We start from the raw sequence: 16,124 nt of genomic DNA on the forward strand, positions 1-16,124 counted from the left end.
TGGTCGGCGATGTCGTGAACGATGTGGTCGCTCCGGTGGTCGAAGTCGCAAGCGACGTCGTGGACGATGTCGTGGCACCCGTAACCGATCTGGTCAGCGAGGTCGTGCCGGACCTTGCAGACGCTCCGGATGCCCTGGGCGGACTTCTGGCGCAAACCGGCGATATCGTATCCGACTTGGAGCTCCCCCTCGGCAATGTGCCGCTTCTCGGCCATGCGTCATCCGACGCAAGCGATGGCGGCGACTATGCGGGTTTGACGCTTGCGATCCAAGCAGGGCTCGACGACGAGCCCGGCCCGGACGCGGGGATTGGCGCTGGCGCCAGCAGCAACGGCATCAATCTCGATCTCTCGAATTCCGCGGCCGATAGTGGCGACGACGACGACGGCAACGTTCAGGTTTCGATTTCGATCGGCGGCACCGGCCTGCATCTGTCGCTGTTCGGAAATCACGGCCTCTTCTAAGGCGACGATTGAGTGTTCGGCAGGGGGTTGATCAGGACCGGGAGTGGGATGTGACACAGGGGGCAGTGCCGATCGAGCAGCGTTTCGCCGCTTTTAACGGCCGCGAGCTGCGCTTGCGTCGGCGCGGCGAGAGAAAGTCCGCCCATCCGCAAAACGGACGCGCCAAGGTCGCGAAAAAGAGACTGGCCGGTGAGCCGGCTCCAAACATCGATCCCATGCAGGAATGGCGTCGGGTAGCAAGGCACGGGTTCCTGATCGTCGGCTTGTTCTCGGTGTTCGTCAACATCCTCATGCTGACGATGCCGATCTATCTCTTTCAGCTGTCCGACCGCGTGCTCACGAGCCGCAGCGTCGAAACGCTGATCATGCTGTCGATCCTTTGCCTAGGCTTCCTCGGTGTATTGTCGCTGCTCGACGTATTGCGCCGGCAGGTATTGGGCCGGCTTGCGACCCAGTACGAGACCATTCTTGGCGGGCCGGTGCTTGCGAGCATCGTCAACACGTCGCGCGCAGGCGACACCGGCGGCGTGACGACGCTGCGCAGCATGCACCAGGTGAAGGGATTTCTGAGCGGCACCGTGATGCTGCTGCTCTTCGACGCGCCGCTGGCGCCGATCTACTTCACGGCGGTGTTCTTCATTCATCCCGACCTTGGCATCGTCGCGCTCCTGGCAGGGATTCTGCTCGTCGTCATTGCGGTCATCAACCAGCGCGCGACGGCTGCGCCGCTCGGCCAGGCAAGCTCTCACGGATCGCGCGCAGACAGCCATGCGGAGGCCTTGGCGCGCAACGCGCAGGTCATCAACGCCATGGGTATGCTCAACGAGGGCATCATGCACTGGGGCCGCGAGCAGGCACAGGCATTGACGTTTCAGAGCGCCGCGCTCGATCGCAACTTCTGGATCGGCGGCGCGTCCAAATTCGGTCGTCTCGTCACGCAGATCGTCATTTTGGGCATCGGCGCCTACCTGGCTTTGCAGGGCGAGCTGACAGGCGGCATGATGATCGCAGCGTCAATCATCGCTGGGCGCGCGCTCCAGCCGCTCGAAGGCATGATCGAAGGCTGGCGCAGCGTCGTGCAAACCCGTTCCGCCTATGCACGGGTGAAGACGGCGGTCGAGGGTCTGAAGCAGGAGACGCCCCGTCTGCAACTTCCCCGTCCCGAGGGACGCCTGACGGTCGACCGCGTGCTCTATCTGCCGCCTGGTTCCAAGGAGCCTGTACTCAATGGCGTGAGCTTCGAGCTTGCACCCGGCGAATCCCTCGCAGTCGTTGGCCCGTCGGGCTCCGGAAAATCCACGCTCGTGCGCATTCTCGTCGGCTGCCTCTTCCCGACGGCCGGAAAAGTGCGCCTCGACGGCACGGAGCTTCGCCACTGGGATCGACGCCAGTTCGGCGAATGCACCGGCTACCTGCCGCAGGAGGTCGAGCTGTTCCCGGGTACCATCAAGGAGAACGTCTGCCGCATGCGCAACGATCTCCCGGATGCGAAGATCTACCAGGCCGCGCAGTTCACCGACGTGCATGACATGATCACGCAACTGTCGAACGGTTACGAGACCGTGCTCGAGCGAAACGGCATGCCGCTGTCCGGCGGCCAGAAGCAACGCATCGCACTCGCGCGCGCATTCTTCGGCGGGCCGGCACTCGTGGTGCTCGACGAGCCGAACTCGAATTTGGATTCCGCGGGCGAGCAGGCGCTCACCGATACGCTCAAACGAGCCAAGGAGAAACGCGTGACGGTCGTCGTCGTCACGCAGCGCCCCGCGGTCCTCCACAGCGTCGACAAGCTCCTCATCCTGCGGGCCGGGCGCGTCGAGGCATTCGGACCGCCCAAGGAGATTTTGCATCGGCTCGTGAAGCCGAAATCGTCGAATGCGTCCCCCGTCGCCGCCGTGGAGAAGCCAAAGGCTGATCCAGCCCCGCAGGACGCGCAAATGGATATGATCGAGACGCGGGAGACGAAGCTGTGAGCAACGCCTTTCCAAGCATGCGGGAGTGGCATCGCGAGGTCCCGCGCAGCGCGTCGCGTCCCATCGTCATCGGGCTCGCCGTGCTCGGAGTGTGGGGCTTGGGCTTCGGTGCCTGGGCAGCGATGGCACCTCTGGACGGCGCGGTCGTCGCGGCGGGACGGTTCGTCGCCACGGGCCAGAACAAGCTTGTCCAGCACCTTGAAGGCGGTATCGTGCGCGACACGCTGGTGAAGGAGGGCGACCTGGTCGAGGCGAGCCAGACGTTGCTGCGTCTCGACGACACGGCTGCAAACGCCAAACTTCGCCGCTTGACGTTGCGCAAGTATCGGCTCAGCGCCATCCAGGCGCGTCTCGACGCCGAAATCAGCGGGCGCGATACGATCGAGGTGCCGGCCGTCCTGGCCAGCCAGTTGGATGATCCCGAGATCAAGGCCATCGTCAACGGCCAGGTTGTGGAGCTCAACGCGCGCAGCGCGCGGCTCGGCGCCGAGGAGCTGGTGTTGCGCAAGGAGATCGCCGCACTCCAGGAGAGTATCAACGGCTTCCAGGTGCAGGCGCAGTCGATCGAGCGGCGCATGGAGATGTTCGACGAGGAGTTGAAAGACAAGAGCGGCCTCGTCGAGCGTCAGTTGGTGAGAAAGCCCGAGATTTTCGCTCTGCAGCGCGCTCAGGCCGGACTTGCCGGCGACCTTGGCGAGTTGACGGGCCGCGCCGCCGATGCCCGCGAACGCGTCGCGCGCGCCGACCAGCAGATCGCGCAGATACGATCAGCGGCCATCGCGGAGGCAGTCGAAGCGCTCCGCAAGGCCGAGGCGGATTTCGATGACGTCGCGGAGCAGATCCGCGCCGCACGCGATGTCGTGGACCGTGTGGACGTCCGCGCGCCTGTCCGCGGCATCGTCGTCAAGCTCAACTACAACACGCCCGGCGGCGTTGTCGGTGCCGGCGATGTGATTCTGGAGCTGCTGCCGATCGATGACGCGCTTCTGATTGAGGCACGAGTCAAACCGAGCGATATTCTGCATATCAAGGAAGGTCAGGCCGCACTCGTGAAATTCTCGGCCATGAATCAGCGCGTGACGCCGATGATGGAAGGTATCGTGAAGTATGTATCGGCCGACGCTGTCCCCGATCAGGATCCGCGCCCTGGCGTGGGAGCGTCTTCCGAGAGGAGGAGCTCGTTCATCGTCCGCGTCGAGTTGGCGGAGCGTCCGTCGCGCCATGCGCAGGATTTTCGCGCCGCACCGGGCATGCCCGCCGAAATCTACATCAAGACGGCGCAGCGTACCTTCTTCGATTACATGATGCGGCCGGTCCAGGACAGTTTCGCTCGCGCCTTCCGCGAGAGCTGAGGCACCGCACGCAAGGCGCCGCGGAGCGCCTGCAAAAGCCGGCTCAAACGTCGATGAGTTGATAGCTGATGGCCTTGGCGACGGCCTGCGTCGTCGTCGTGCAGTTGAGCTTTTCCCGCGCCGCATTGAGATGAAAGCGGACCGTTCTCTCGCTGATGCCGAGAATGACGCTGGCTTCCCAGGCGGTCTTGCCCGCCGCCGTCCATTTCAGGCAATCGAGCTCACGCGCCGAGACGAGCATGTCCGATCCGGCGTCATGCCCGTTGATTCTCAGCACGTGGCTGTGGAAGTAGCTCCCGAGAACCCGGATGTCGCGCATGCCGGTTCGCTTGTGACGGTCCCAGTCGTCGGCGGACATGACCGCGGTGATGCCGATGAAGGCCGTTTCTCCGTCGCGGGAGCGCAGCGGGATGGCAAGGCTCCGCTCGGTTACCCCGTTGCTATTGGAATCGACATCCTGCCACGAGGCCGACGCCTCCCCTGCGAGGCCGGAGTCCGCGAGAGCATCGTGCGGAATGCGCGTACGTGCAACGCAGTGCTTGACCTGAGTGTCGGTGTAAATGCAGTGCACGAGGCACCCGTGCTGTGCAGGCACGTGGATATTGAGCCCCAGATAGGCGATCGACGTGAAGCCGTAGAGCTCCTTCGAGGCCTTGAAAAAGGCCACGCCGTCCTGGCGCTGACGCACCTGAGAACTATCGGACGTAAGGCGCTCGAAAAGTGAGTTGAGCATGTGAGAAACCGCCGAGTTCCAACGACATTTTCCCCCCATTCAAGTATCTGTCCGGTCATTCCACCGGACGTAGTATCGTCAGTAAATATATCAGTTGACGTGCAAATATCGTGTTAAAGCGGATAGTCTCACTAATGAATGATTGATGCATTAGTCGCGGTCTCGCGAGCTTTCCGGACGTTACAATCGGCTGGGTCCGAGAGCGGCCATCTTGGGGCGGCCATCGCGGGGGAGACCAAGGTCGCACTACCAAGCGCTCGGGCGCACGCGCTAAGCTCTCGAGAAAAGTCGATGTCGCGCGGCGAAAATGCAGGCCCCGACGCGACTTGTGGGACCATTCATTTGGGTCCATCCTCGATTCACGCATCTCCGAGAGGGGCGAATGGTCACTGTGATCGACACGCGGGACAAAGGCACGGGTCCGCGTCATCCCGAAAAGGTCAATCGGCCGGACAATCCCAGGCCGCCCCTGCCGCCGTGGCTGCGTGTGCGGCTCGTCTCCCCTCCCGAGCTGAAGGCCACGCACGCCATCGTGCGCGAGCATGGTCTGGCGACCGTGTGCGAAGAGGCCGGATGCCCGAATCTCAGCGAGTGTTGGTCGAAGCGCCACGCCACCATGATGATCATGGGCAGTATCTGCACGCGGGCCTGCGCGTTCTGCAACGTCAGAACCGGCCTGCCCAAGCCGCTGAACGAGAATGAGCCGGAAGAGGTGGCCGCGGCCGTCTCCAAGCTCGGATTGCGCCACGTCGTCATCACCTCCGTCGACCGCGATGACTTGCCGGACGGCGGCGCGCGCCATTTCGTACGCACCATCGAGGCCATTCGCAGCGCCGCCCCGGAAACGACGATTGAAATCCTGACGCCGGACTTCCTGCGCAAGGAGGGGGCAATCGAGGCTGTGATGGACGCTCGCCCCGACGTGTTCAATCATAACCTGGAGACGGTGCCGTCTCTCTATCTCAGCATTCGTCCGGGCGCGCGCTATTTCCATTCGCTCAGGCTGTTGCAGAAGGCCAAGGAGCTCGACGCCCGCACCTTCACGAAGTCGGGCATTATGGTCGGGCTCGGCGAGAAGCAGGAAGAGGTGCTGCAAGTCATGGACGACCTGCGCTCGGCGGGCGTCGATTTCCTGACCATCGGCCAATACCTGCAGCCGACGCCCAAGCACGCGCCCATCGCGCGCTACGTCCCGCCTGAGGAGTTCGAGACCCTTCGCCGTATCGGCCAGGCCAAAGGTTTTCTTCTCGTCTCCGCGAGCCCGTTGACACGCTCGTCCCATCACGCCGACGAGGACTTCGCCCGGCTGAGGGCGGCGCGAGACGTCGAGGCGCGCGCATAGGGAGAAGGCGCATGGGCGAGCGGACGAAATATTTCCTGCTTGGCGCAGCCGTCGCGTCCGCGGTCTGGCTCGGCGTTCTGGCCCTCGTTCAGGCCCGTCTGCTCGACGCCCTGCTCGGCTTCGGCGGACCGAACTAGACGGCCCATTCTCATGAAGTGGCGGGCGAGCGGCGTTAATGCGCCGAGAGAGGCGCGTCCGGACTTGTGCTGATAAGTTGCAAGATCTGGCTTCTGAGTTCGCGTGCGTCGTCCACGTGATGCGTCGCGGTGAGTGTTCGGACTGGGACCGGACAATATCCGTAGGAAACCAGGATAACCGGAATCCCGATTGCCGCCGCGGCCCGGCTATCGGGTTCGGAATCGCCGATCATGAGGGCCCTGTGCTTGCTGCCGCCAGCGCGGTCTATGGCCTCGACCAGCGGAAAAGGATCGGGCTTCTTCGGCCGGTCGTCTCTGTGGCCGACAACGGCATCGAACACCTTGAGGACGCCGAGCTGGTCGAGAATCTGCAGAGCAATCGGCTCGACCTTGTTCGTGCATACGGCCGTATGAACGCCGGCCGCGGTCAGTTCCGCGAGGAGGGAACGGATGCCGGGATAGAGGCGGGACAGCGTAGCGGGTGACCGGCGGTAGGCGGCGAGAAAGTCATGCAGTGCGTCGGTCGCTTCCTCGGCCTCCAGATGCAGTCGCTTGGCAACGAGGGCCCGCCAGAAGAATGCTGTAAGCCCGTCGCCCATCATCGCCGCCGCCTCCCGAGCGCTCGTTGCGCAACTGGAAGGGTAGCGCGCGAGAGCGGCATCGAGCGCGGCGGCGATATCCGGAACCGTGTCGACCAACGTTCCGTCGAGATCGAACACCACCGTTGGTGTCACAACATGCTGCATGGCCGCTATTCCCGTTCCGGCGGCATCGAAGGATCGCGACTGGCGGCCATTCGCGTTTCCCCTCCTGCAGGAGCGATGCCCGAGAATACGCGGCTCGCAAGGATGTCAGGAGCTCTGAGCGTGGAGAGTTCGGCCACCGGAATCGCCTGTGCGGGCGCTTGGAGCAATCGAACGGAGTGGCGGAGCCTGGCGCGGTCCAAGGCGTTGCGAACGGAGCGCGCGTTGGCAAACAGCGGCTGCTCGCGGCGCAAGGAGATGTAATCCGCAAGGGAGCGACGCGCATCGGGCGCGAGGGTATACGTCTGACGCGCCAGCATGCGCTCGGCGATCTCGAGCAGCTCCGCATCGCTGTAGTCGGGAAAATCGATATGGTGCGAGACGCGCGAGCGAAAGCCCGGATTTGACTGAAAGAAGGTCTGCATGCGATCGGCATATCCGGCAAGGACGACGACCAGGTCGTCGCGCTGGTTCTCCATCACCTGAAGCAGGATCTCGATCGCCTCCTGGCCGTAGTCGCGTTCGTTCTCGGGCCGATGCAGGTAGTAGGCCTCATCGATGAACAGCACGCCGCCCATCGCCCGCTTCAGCACCTCTTTTGTTTTCGGTGCCGTGTGCCCGATGTACTGCCCGACGAGATCGTCGCGCGTCACCGACACGACGTGGCCTTTGCGGATATAGCCAAGACCATGAAGAATTGACGCCATGCGCAGCGCGACGGTTGTCTTGCCGGTGCCGGCGTTGCCCGTGAAGCTCATGTGCAGCGTAGGAGGCTCGCTCTCGAGGCCGAACCGCTTGCGCACGCGATCGACGAGCAGGAGCGTCGCGATCTCGCGGATGCGCCGCTTGACGGGTAACAGTCCGACGAGGTCGCCGTCGATGGCATGCAGGATTTCGCCGAGCCCAGAGTCGGAAAATTCGGCCGCGAGATCGACGAACTGCTCGCCCGCGCTTTGCGCGCCTTCGTTTGCAGCGGTTGCAGGTTGGCCCATGTGATCTTTCTTGGTGGTCACGATGAGAGGTGGGAGCAAGCCCACCTCTCACCTCGCGGGAGGAATGCAGCCGGAGACGGGGACGTGGCCCGGCTGCACGCGAGAACAGTCAAGTCCGTGCGTCCATTCCTTGGTATCGCTTGCCCTCGGCTTCGTCGGTGGCGTAGCTCCTCGTCTGATAGACGATCGAGCGTCCGGATCCCTCGGTCCGCGTCAGAGCAAAGCCGGGCTCGGAGGTCGGCCGGCTGGCGAGGAACGAGAGCTTTACGGATTCGCATCCGTGGCTGTTGTCGAACGCCGTCACGCGGATGTAGTGCGTGCCACCGTAAACGGCTCTGCACTTGTTGATCTCGTACATCACGCCCGCCGCGTCGCGCACCTCGAACATCGGCAGATCCCACATCTCCCAATAGGTGTTGCGGGGGTGAGGATCGTCTGTGAACTCGACGTTCACCGCCCAGCCGTGGTCCAGGCAGTATTGAACCTGTGCTTTGATCTGCCGGTCGGTGAGATCGGGCAGAAAGGAAAACGTGCCTTGCGTCACTTTCATGTGCTCTGCTCCTGCGCCGTGGTTGTGCTATTCCGCCGCTGTCACGGTCGGAACGAAATCCGGAGTGTCGGTCGAAGCGTAGGTGAACGTGACGTCCTGCCACGTCTCCAGAGCCTGCTTCAGAGGCGTGCACCATTTCGCTGCCTCGGCCAGGATTTGAGGGCCGTCCTTCAGCATGTCGCGCCCCTCGTTGCGGGCGAGCACCATCGCTTCCAGCGCGACGCGGTTGGCGGTCGCTCCAGCCTGGATCCCTGCGGGATGACCGATCGTTCCGCCACCGAACTGAAGCACTACATCGTCGCCGAACAGATCCAGGAGCTGATGCATCTGCCCGGCGTGGATGCCGCCCGACGCGACCGGCATCACCTTGCCGATGCTGGCCCAGTGCTGGTCGAAGAAGATGCCGGTCTCGAGGCTGCGCGGATTGAAGTCTTCGCGGCAGACGTCGTAGTAGCCGCGCGTCGTAGCTGGATCACCCTCGAGCTTGCCGACCACCGTGCCGGCGTGAATGTGATCGACACCAGCGAGACGCGCCCATTTCGCGATGACGCGGAAAGACACGCCGTGTGATTTCTGCCTCGTATACGTCGAGTGCCCGGCGCGATGCAGATGCAGGATCATGTCGTTGCGCCGCGCCCACTTGGCCATCGATTGGATGGCGGTCCAGCCGATGACGAGATCGATCATCACCACCACGGACCCGAGGCTCTTGGCGAACTCGGCGCGTTCGTACATGTCCTCCATCGTGGCCGCGGTCACGTTGAGGTAGGAGCCCTTGATCTCACCCGTCGACGCCTGCGCGCGGTTGATCGCTTCCATGCAGTAGAGGAAGCGCTCGCGCCAATGCATGAACGGCTGCGAGTTGATGTTCTCGTCGTCCTTGGTGAAGTCGAGCCCGCCTTTCAGCGCCTCGTAGACCACACGGCCGTAGTTGCGCCCCGAGAGGCCAAGTTTCGGCTTCACCGTCGCCCCGAGCAGCGGACGGCCGAACTTGTCGAGCCGTTCGCGCTCGACGATGATCCCCGTGGCAGGGCCCTGGTACGTCTTCACGTAGGCGACGGGCAGCCGCATATCCTCGAGCCGCAACGCCTTGAGAGGCTTGAAGCCGAACACGTTGCCGATGATCGACGCAGCAAGATTGGCGATCGAGCCGGGCTCGAATAGATCGAGGTCGTAGGCGATGTATGCAAAGTAGGACCCTGGCCCGTTCGGCACCGGCTCCACCTTGTAGGCTTTGGCGCGATATTTATCGGCCGCCGTCAGGCGGTCGGTCCAGCACACGGTCCACGTCGCGGTCGAGCTCTCGCCCGCAACCGCGGCGGCCGCCTCGATCGGATCGACACCATCCTGCGGCGTAATGCGGAACAGGGCCAGGAGATCGGTGTCCTTGGGGACATAATCCGCGTTCCAGTAGCCCATCCTGCGGTATTCGAGAACGCCGGACTTGTAGCGCTCCTTGCCTTTGAGTTCCGTCGCCTTGCTGTCCATGGTCCTGTCTCCTGCGCTCTGAGCGCGATGGTGTTGGGATGCTCAAGCCGCTTGTGCGATCGCGCCCGGTGCGGCGAGATCGCCGCTCGCGTATCGTCGCGCCATGTCGGCAATGGCGATGACCTTGATCCGCGATGCGTTGCCGGCCGTTCCGAAGGCTTCCATGCGTTGCCGGCAGACGGCGGTCATGGCCGTCATGGCGGGCTTCAGGAATTTCCGCGGGTCGAACTCCGACCGCTCGGTCGCCGCCACCTTGCGGAACTCCGCCGCTGCTGCGAGCCGCAAGTCGGTGTCGATATTGATCTTGCGCACCCCGTGGCGGATGCCGCGCACGATCTCGTCGACAGGAACACCATAGGTTTCATTCATTTCGCCGCCGTGGGCATTGAAGAGCTTCTGCCATTCCTCCGGCACCGACGAAGACCCGTGCATGACGATGTGAGTGCCGGGCAGACGCGCATGGACTTTCTCGATGATGTCCATCGCCAGCACCGCGCTCGTCGGCTTGCGCGCGAATTTGTAGGCGCCGTGACTGGTGCCGATGGCCACCGCGAGCGCATCGACATTGGTCTCTTCGACGAAGCGTTTTGCTTCGTCTGGATCGGTCAGCAGCATCGACTTATCGAGCGTGCCATCGAACCCGTGTCCGTCCTCGGCATCGCCCGAACCCGTCTCCAGCGAGCCAAGGCATCCGAGTTCGCCTTCCACGGAGGCGCCCACCATGTGCGCGAGCCGCGCCACCTCCCTCGTAATGGCGACATTCTCCGCATAGTTGGACGGCGTCTTGCCGTCCTCGCCGAGAGAGCCGTCCATCATCACCGACGTGAATCCGTGCTGGATCGCCGACAGGCACGTGCGCACGCTGTTGCCGTGATCCTGATGGATGCAGATCGGAATCTCGGGATAGATGAGTTCGAGCGCTTCCATGATTTTTGCCAGCATGATGTCGCTCGCATAAGCGCGCGCGCCGCGGCTCACCTGAAGGATGACGGGGCTGTCGGTTGCGCGGGCCGCCTCCAGGATGGCGAGACCCTGCTCCATGTTGTTGATGTTGAAGGCCGGTACGCCATAGCCGCGCTCGGCCGCATGATCGAGAAGTTGGCGAAGGGTGATGCGGGCCATTAGACGATCCTCGAAAGACTGACGGGGGAAGTTGGCGGGGAATGCGCGCCGAGGAGCCGCAGCGCGGCATCGACGAGCGCTTCGGACGTGATGTTGAAATGCCGGTAAAGGTCCGAAGCGGAGCCTGAGGCACCGAACCCCGACATGCCGATGAAAGCGCCGGCTTCGCCGAGCCATCTGTCCCATCCGAGCCGCACGCCGGCTTCGACGCCGATGCGGGGCGCGATACCGAGGACGCGCGCGCGATACGCAGCGGTTTGCCGTTCGAACAGCTCCCAGCAAGGCATCGAGACGACGGCGGCACGGACCCCCATCGCAGCCAGCGTGTCGGACGCGCACAAGGCGATCTCGATCTCCGATCCCGTGGCCAGCAGCGTGACGTCGCGTGGGCCGTCCGCCTCGGCGAGAACATAGGCGCCGCGGCCGCACTTGTTTTCCAGCACCTCGCTACGCACGGTCGGCAAGTTCTGCCGCGAAAGGCATAGAACCGACGGGGTCGACGCCGAAGCGAGGGCCAGCTCCCAGCATTCCGCTGTTTCGACCGCGTCGGCCGGCCGAAACACGTTGAGGTTCGGCATGGCGCGCAGGGCGGCAAGATGCTCGACCGGCTGATGCGTCGGTCCATCCTCTCCAAGCCCGATCGAATCGTGTGTCAGCACGTAGATCACCCGCTGGCGCATGAGGGCCGAAAGCCGTATCGCGCCGCGCGCATAGTCCGAGAACACAAGGAACGTTCCGCCGTAGGGGATGAAGCCGCCGTGCAAGGCGATGCCGTTCATGGCCGCCGCCATGGCATGCTCGCGGATGCCGTAGTGCAGATAGCGCCCGCCGAACGCGGCCGGAGCAATCGCCGTCAAGGGCGCGGTCAGCGTCAGGTTCGAATGCGTAAGATCGGCCGATCCGCCGACGGTGGTGTCGACCGCCGCGTTGATGACCGCGAGCGTTGCCTCGCTAGCCTTTCGCGTGGCGATTTTCGGTGCGCGCGCGGCCAGCTGTTCCTTGTGGACAGACATGCGCGCACCAAGATTGCCCGGCAGTTCGCCGCGGCACGCGCGCTCGAAGGCCTCCTTGCGGTCCGAGGCCGCAAGGCGGCCAGCCCAGTGGCGATGCGCATCCCGACCGCGTGCGGTCGTGCCCCGCCATGCCGCGAGAATGCCGTCGGGCACCACGAACGGCGGGTAGGGCCAATGCAGGCTTTCGCGCGCCGCGCGGATCTCGTCTGCACCGAGCGGCGCCCCGTGCACGCCCTCCGTGCCCTGTTTCGTCGGCGCGCCAAACCCGATGATGGTTCGGCAGGCGATAAGGCTCGGCTTCGCTGAGCGCTTCGCGGCGTCGATCGCCGCATCGATCTCTTCGGGCGCGTGCCCATCGACTGCGGCCACGTTCCAACCGGAGGCCGCGAACCGGTCGAGCTGACGGGTCGATGTCGAAAGGCCGGTCGATCCGTCGATTGAAATCCCGTTGTTGTCCCAAAGAATAATGAGGCGGCCGAGCCCGAGATGGCCCGCAAAGTCGATCGCCTCCTGAGAGAGCCCTTCCATCAGGCATCCATCGCCGGCCATGACATAGGTGTGATGATCGACCAGCGCGTCGCCGAACCTGGCATTCAGCATGCGCTCGGCAAGCGCCATCCCGACCGCGGTCGCGAGTCCCTGGCCGAGCGGGCCTGTAGTCGTCTCGATGCCGGCGCAATGCCCAAATTCTGGATGTCCGGCGGTCGGCGCCCCGAGCTTGCGAAAGCTCTGTAAGGCCTCGATAGGCATGTCCGCATAGCCGAGAAGGTGGTGCAGCGCATACTGCAGCATCGACCCGTGCCCCGCAGACAGCACGAAGCGGTCGCGATCGGGCCAGGCCGGCGTCGACGGATCGATCTTGATATGGCGCGAGAACAGCACGGCTGCGACGTCCGCCATGCCCATCGGCATGCCGGGATGACCCGAGTTCGCCTTCTCCACCGCGTCCATGGCGAGAAAGCGGATGGCATTCGCCATTCCGGCCATAGCGCTGTCGTCGCCGTTGAGCATCGTGTTCATGCCGGCTCCTGCTCGCGCGGCCACGCCGCCTTGCCGTCCCAGACCACGCGGCTTTTCCTTTTGACGAGATCGAGAATGATCGGCGTCAGAATGAGCTGCATCGCGAGATCGAGTTTCCCGCCGGGGATCACGATGCAATTGGCGCGGCTCATGAAGCTCGACTGGATCATCGACAGGAGGTAGGGAAAGTCGATCCCGCGCGGGTTTTTGAAACGGATGACCACCATCGATTCCTCGGCGGTCGGAATCCATCGGGCGATGAACGGATTCGACGTATCGACGATGGGAACACGCTGGAAGTTGATGTCCGTTTGAGAAAACTGCGGACAGATGTGCCGCACGTAATCCGGCATGCGTCGAATGATCGTGTCCGTGATCGCTTCCGTCGAATAGCCCCGCGTCGAGCGGTCCCGATGGATCTTCTGGATCCATTCGAGATTTGTCACCGGAACGACCCCGATCTTCAGGTCGACGTGCTGGGCAATGTTGACGGTCTCGTTGACCAGCGCGCCGTGCAAGCCCTCGTAGAGAAGAAGGTCCGACTCGGCAGGCAGATCGCGCCACGGCGTGAACCGGCCTGCGGCAACGCCGTGCTGCTCGGCTTCGCAAGCATCATGAACATAGCACCGCGTTTTTCCGCACCCCGATCCGCCGTAGCTGCGGAAGGTCTCCTCGAGCTCCTTGAGCAGGTTGGCCTCCGGCCCGAAATGGCTGAAGTGCATGTTGCCGCACTCGAGTGCGCCGGCGATCGCGACCTTCATGGCCTCCCTGTCAAAGCGATGAAAGGCATCGCCCTCGATGAACGCCGCATTGATCTGCTCGCGGCGGAACACCTGCTCGAACGTCCGCTTGACGGACGTCGTGCCGGCGCCAGAAGAGCCGGTGACTGAGACGATGGGATGCGCGCGCGACATGGTCGATCCTCAGTGCCGAAGCAATCCGCGATCCGAGAACAACTGATGGGGCTGTGATCGGCCTTCGAGCTCGCGCACGTAGCGCGCGATCAACTCGACCTCGCCGCGCGAGCCGAAGACCAAGGGAACCTTTTGGTGGATGTGTTGAGGTTTGAGGTCCAGAACGCGCTGGACGCCGTCGGTCGCCGCGCCGCCCGCCTGCTCGATCAGGAACGCGATCGGATTGGCTTCGTAGATGAGCCGCAGTCGTCCATGCTCGTACCCGGTCCGGCTGTCGTGTGGATAGAGATAGACGCCGCTTCGCACCAGGATGCGCTCCGCCTCGGCAACGAGAGAGGCGATCCAGCGCATATTGAAGTCTCGTCCGCGGGGACCATCGACGCCCGCGACGCAATCCTCCACGTAGTTGCGGATGGCCGGGCTCCAGTGCCGCGCGTTAGAGGCGTTGATGGCGAATTCGCGCGCGATCTCGGAAACGAACATCGACTCAGATGTTAGGACGAAGGAACCGAGGTCGGGGTCGAGCGTAAAGGCTGCGGTTCCGCGTCCCACGGACAATACCAGCGAGCACTGCGGGCCATAGACGACGAAACCGGCGGCAACCTGACCCGACCCGGGCTGCAGGAACGTCGCATCGCTATCGCCGCAGGGCGACGTGCGCACGATCGAGAAGATCGTGCCGACCGGCGCGTTGGTCTCGATGTTCGAGGAGCCGTCGAGAGGGTCGATTGCAACGGACAACGGCGCTCCGGCGACGATCTGGACGCTACGCTCGCATTCCTCCGATGCCACCCAGGCTACGGGCGCTTCGGACAGCCTCGACATGACGATCTCGTTACTGAGAACGTCGAGCTTGGTCGGCGCATCTCCCGAGCCGTTGTTGCCCTTCAACTTTGTGGCGAGATCGCCCTTGCCCGCGCCGCTGGAAACGATCTTGGCAAGGACGCGAGTGGCCTTGGTGAGGCCACTCAGAACCGGTGACAACTCGCTCTGCACGACACCATCCGCAACGAGTCGCGCGATGTAACCGTCAACGTCGATTGCCTTGGACATCTCTGCCGTCTCCCTGTCGCCTCCGTAGATCGGAGGCGTTGGCGCCGCACCTTCGTGATGCGCACCCGGACGATGCCATTTGACTCGGGGTAAATAAAATCGAATAAAATAACGACTACATTCGGAAATATTGAATGGTGGCGATATGCGCGACGTTTCACTGCGGCAGTTGCGGTCGGTTGTTGCAATCGCGAAGAGCGGGAAAATTGTTTCCGCCGCCAACGCGTTGGGATTGACCCCTCCTGCCGTGACGGAGCAGCTCAAGCAGCTCGAGGATGCGCTCGCCATCCAACTCTTCGATCGCACGCCGGCCGGATTGCGGCTGACGGACGCGGGACAAGTCGTGCTCGATGCAGCGATGCGCACTGATGCGCTTATCGAGAGCATGCACGAGCAGATTCAGGAGCTGCGGGGGCTCAGGGCCGGCGTTGTCACCATCGGCGTCGTCAGCACGGCCAAATATTTCGCGCCACGCCTCATTGCCGATTTCGTGCGGAACAACCCGAGCATCGAAATGCGGCTCGTCGTCGGAAATCGCGAGGATACCATTGCAGCGCTGCGAAACTACGACATCGACATCGCAATCATGGGCCGCCCACCGAGTGACATCGTGGTCAGCAAGATCGTATTCGGTCCCCATCCGTACGTGATGATTGCGCCTCCCGATCATCCACTGGCGACGCGCGTGCGCGCGATCGACCGCGAGGTAATTGCCAAGGAGAAGCTACTGGTCCGCGAGGTGGGCTCCGGCAGCCGCATTGTCTTCGAGACGTTCTTCAAGGGCGTGAAGCGGCCGGAAGCCTCGGCGGTCATCGAGTTCGGCTCCAACGAGACCATCAAGCAGGCCGTCATGGCCGGTCTTGGCCTCGCCCTTATCTCAGCGCACACCATCGAGCTTGAGATTGAAACCGGCCGGCTGCGTGTCCTTCACGTCAAGGATCTACCGATCGTCAGGGAATGGAATCTCGTTCACCGTCTGGACAAAGGGTTGGGACCAGCCGCCTCGGCCTTCTGGCACTACGCCCTTGAGGACGGACAACGCCACCTGCCTCGAATGCCAGGCGCCAACGGCCACTGAGCGCCGCTTGTCCACGCCCCGGCCCGAAGGGCAGTCCCGACGACACAAGGCGGAAGTCAAAGCTTCGCCGACAAAACGACACACGATCCGTGGCGTACAAGCAATCACGCGCCGTGTCAGAAAAGCTCTCGGCGGAAATCGAGCCGTTCG

The 16,124-nt window shown here is 63.4% G+C and carries 15 protein-coding genes; 6 read left to right on the top strand and 9 right to left on the bottom strand.

Annotated elements, in window-relative coordinates:
* The 3 genes from QZV93_RS11370 to QZV93_RS11380 all read left to right on the top strand — a co-directional run.
* Nucleotides 1-464, top strand: a 464-nt coding sequence (locus QZV93_RS11370; RefSeq protein ID WP_295558546.1) for a hypothetical protein, incomplete at its 5' end; no start/stop codon positions are given.
* A 50-nt stretch (nucleotides 465-514) separates the two neighbouring features.
* Nucleotides 515-2,437 (top strand): type I secretion system permease/ATPase, encoded by a 1,923-nt coding sequence (locus QZV93_RS11375; protein WP_295558548.1) that lies wholly within the window; start codon nucleotides 515-517, stop codon nucleotides 2,435-2,437.
* On the top strand, nucleotides 2,434-3,789 hold the full coding sequence (locus QZV93_RS11380) for an HlyD family type I secretion periplasmic adaptor subunit (RefSeq protein ID WP_295558550.1): 1,356 nt from the start codon (nucleotides 2,434-2,436) through the stop codon (nucleotides 3,787-3,789). The genes QZV93_RS11375 and QZV93_RS11380 overlap by 4 nt, the downstream gene beginning before the upstream one ends.
* A 43-nt stretch (nucleotides 3,790-3,832) precedes the next feature.
* Here the strand turns inward: QZV93_RS11380 and QZV93_RS11385 are convergent, their stop codons facing one another.
* Nucleotides 3,833-4,522, bottom strand: a complete 690-nt coding sequence (locus QZV93_RS11385; protein ID WP_295558552.1) for a helix-turn-helix transcriptional regulator — start codon at nucleotides 4,520-4,522, stop codon at nucleotides 3,833-3,835.
* Between the two features lie 382 nt (nucleotides 4,523-4,904).
* Between QZV93_RS11385 and lipA the strand changes: the two genes are divergently transcribed.
* Together lipA and QZV93_RS11395 are read left to right on the top strand one after the other, a co-directional pair.
* Nucleotides 4,905-5,864, top strand: a complete 960-nt coding sequence (gene lipA / locus QZV93_RS11390) for a lipoyl synthase (RefSeq protein ID WP_295558553.1) — start codon at nucleotides 4,905-4,907, stop codon at nucleotides 5,862-5,864.
* Between the two features lie 11 nt (nucleotides 5,865-5,875).
* Nucleotides 5,876-6,001 carry a hypothetical protein gene (locus tag QZV93_RS11395; protein ID WP_295558555.1) on the top strand — a complete coding sequence of 42 codons (126 nt, stop codon included), beginning with the start codon at nucleotides 5,876-5,878 and terminating at the stop codon, nucleotides 5,999-6,001.
* A gap of 35 nt (nucleotides 6,002-6,036) precedes the next feature.
* Here the strand turns inward: QZV93_RS11395 and QZV93_RS11400 are convergent, their stop codons facing one another.
* The 8 genes from QZV93_RS11400 to QZV93_RS11435 all read right to left on the bottom strand — a co-directional run bounded on the left by QZV93_RS11400 (nucleotide 6,037) and on the right by QZV93_RS11435 (nucleotide 14,896).
* A complete protein-coding gene (locus QZV93_RS11400; protein ID WP_295558557.1) occupies nucleotides 6,037-6,747 on the bottom strand; it encodes an HAD-IA family hydrolase in 711 nt (236 codons plus the stop codon).
* A gap of 5 nt (nucleotides 6,748-6,752) precedes the next feature.
* On the bottom strand, nucleotides 6,753-7,736 hold the full coding sequence (gene cbbX / locus QZV93_RS11405; RefSeq protein ID WP_295558558.1) for a CbbX protein: 984 nt from the start codon (nucleotides 7,734-7,736) through the stop codon (nucleotides 6,753-6,755).
* A 109-nt stretch (nucleotides 7,737-7,845) separates the two neighbouring features.
* The gene (locus QZV93_RS11410) at nucleotides 7,846-8,286 is read right to left on the bottom strand and encodes a ribulose bisphosphate carboxylase small subunit (RefSeq protein ID WP_295558560.1); all 441 of its coding nucleotides are present in this window, start codon (nucleotides 8,284-8,286) and stop codon (nucleotides 7,846-7,848) included.
* A 27-nt stretch (nucleotides 8,287-8,313) separates the two neighbouring features.
* Nucleotides 8,314-9,774, bottom strand: coding sequence for a form I ribulose bisphosphate carboxylase large subunit (locus QZV93_RS11415; RefSeq protein ID WP_295558562.1), 1,461 nt, complete (start codon nucleotides 9,772-9,774; stop codon nucleotides 8,314-8,316).
* Nucleotides 9,775-9,816: 42 nt separating this feature from the next.
* Nucleotides 9,817-10,896: a class II fructose-bisphosphate aldolase gene (gene fba, locus QZV93_RS11420; protein WP_295558564.1), complete on the bottom strand. Its 1,080-nt coding sequence runs from the start codon at nucleotides 10,894-10,896 to the stop codon at nucleotides 9,817-9,819.
* Nucleotides 10,896-12,929, bottom strand: a complete 2,034-nt coding sequence (tkt, locus tag QZV93_RS11425; protein WP_295558566.1) for a transketolase — start codon at nucleotides 12,927-12,929, stop codon at nucleotides 10,896-10,898. Before tkt ends, fba begins: the two co-directional genes overlap by 1 nt.
* Nucleotides 12,926-13,843, bottom strand: coding sequence for a phosphoribulokinase (locus QZV93_RS11430; protein WP_295558568.1), 918 nt, complete (start codon nucleotides 13,841-13,843; stop codon nucleotides 12,926-12,928). Before QZV93_RS11430 ends, tkt begins: the two co-directional genes overlap by 4 nt.
* Nucleotides 13,844-13,852: 9 nt before the next feature.
* Entirely contained in the window at nucleotides 13,853-14,896 is a 1,044-nt protein-coding gene (locus QZV93_RS11435) for a class 1 fructose-bisphosphatase (RefSeq protein WP_295558569.1), read from the bottom strand.
* Between the two features lie 145 nt (nucleotides 14,897-15,041).
* On the opposite strand from QZV93_RS11435, the gene QZV93_RS11440 reads away from it, so the two are divergent.
* Nucleotides 15,042-15,974 (top strand): LysR family transcriptional regulator, encoded by a 933-nt coding sequence (locus QZV93_RS11440; protein ID WP_295558571.1) that lies wholly within the window; start codon nucleotides 15,042-15,044, stop codon nucleotides 15,972-15,974.
* Nucleotides 15,975-16,124 lie beyond the last annotated feature (150 nt).

Origin of the sequence: uncultured Hyphomicrobium sp., assembly GCF_902826555.1 — a bacterium.
Lineage (GTDB): Bacteria > Pseudomonadota > Alphaproteobacteria > Rhizobiales > Hyphomicrobiaceae > Hyphomicrobium_C.

What these genes read in the sequence shown, in the direction of transcription:
- QZV93_RS11385 (WP_295558552.1), bottom strand. Translation starts at nt 4,522, where the DNA reads ATGCTCAACTCACTTTTCGAGCGCCTTACGTCCGATAGTTCTCAGGTG.
- lipA (WP_295558553.1), top strand. Translation starts at nt 4,905, where the DNA reads ATGGTCACTGTGATCGACACGCGGGACAAAGGCACGGGTCCGCGTCAT.
- QZV93_RS11395 (WP_295558555.1), top strand. Translation starts at nt 5,876, where the DNA reads ATGGGCGAGCGGACGAAATATTTCCTGCTTGGCGCAGCCGTCGCGTCC.
- QZV93_RS11400 (WP_295558557.1), bottom strand. Translation starts at nt 6,747, where the DNA reads ATGCAGCATGTTGTGACACCAACGGTGGTGTTCGATCTCGACGGAACG.
- cbbX (WP_295558558.1), bottom strand. Translation starts at nt 7,736, where the DNA reads ATGGGCCAACCTGCAACCGCTGCAAACGAAGGCGCGCAAAGCGCGGGC.
- QZV93_RS11410 (WP_295558560.1), bottom strand. Translation starts at nt 8,286, where the DNA reads ATGAAAGTGACGCAAGGCACGTTTTCCTTTCTGCCCGATCTCACCGAC.
- QZV93_RS11415 (WP_295558562.1), bottom strand. Translation starts at nt 9,774, where the DNA reads ATGGACAGCAAGGCGACGGAACTCAAAGGCAAGGAGCGCTACAAGTCC.
- fba (WP_295558564.1), bottom strand. Translation starts at nt 10,896, where the DNA reads ATGGCCCGCATCACCCTTCGCCAACTTCTCGATCATGCGGCCGAGCGC.
- tkt (WP_295558566.1), bottom strand. Translation starts at nt 12,929, where the DNA reads ATGAACACGATGCTCAACGGCGACGACAGCGCTATGGCCGGAATGGCG.
- QZV93_RS11430 (WP_295558568.1), bottom strand. Translation starts at nt 13,843, where the DNA reads ATGTCGCGCGCGCATCCCATCGTCTCAGTCACCGGCTCTTCTGGCGCC.
- QZV93_RS11435 (WP_295558569.1), bottom strand. Translation starts at nt 14,896, where the DNA reads ATGTCCAAGGCAATCGACGTTGACGGTTACATCGCGCGACTCGTTGCG.
- QZV93_RS11440 (WP_295558571.1), top strand. Translation starts at nt 15,042, where the DNA reads ATGCGCGACGTTTCACTGCGGCAGTTGCGGTCGGTTGTTGCAATCGCG.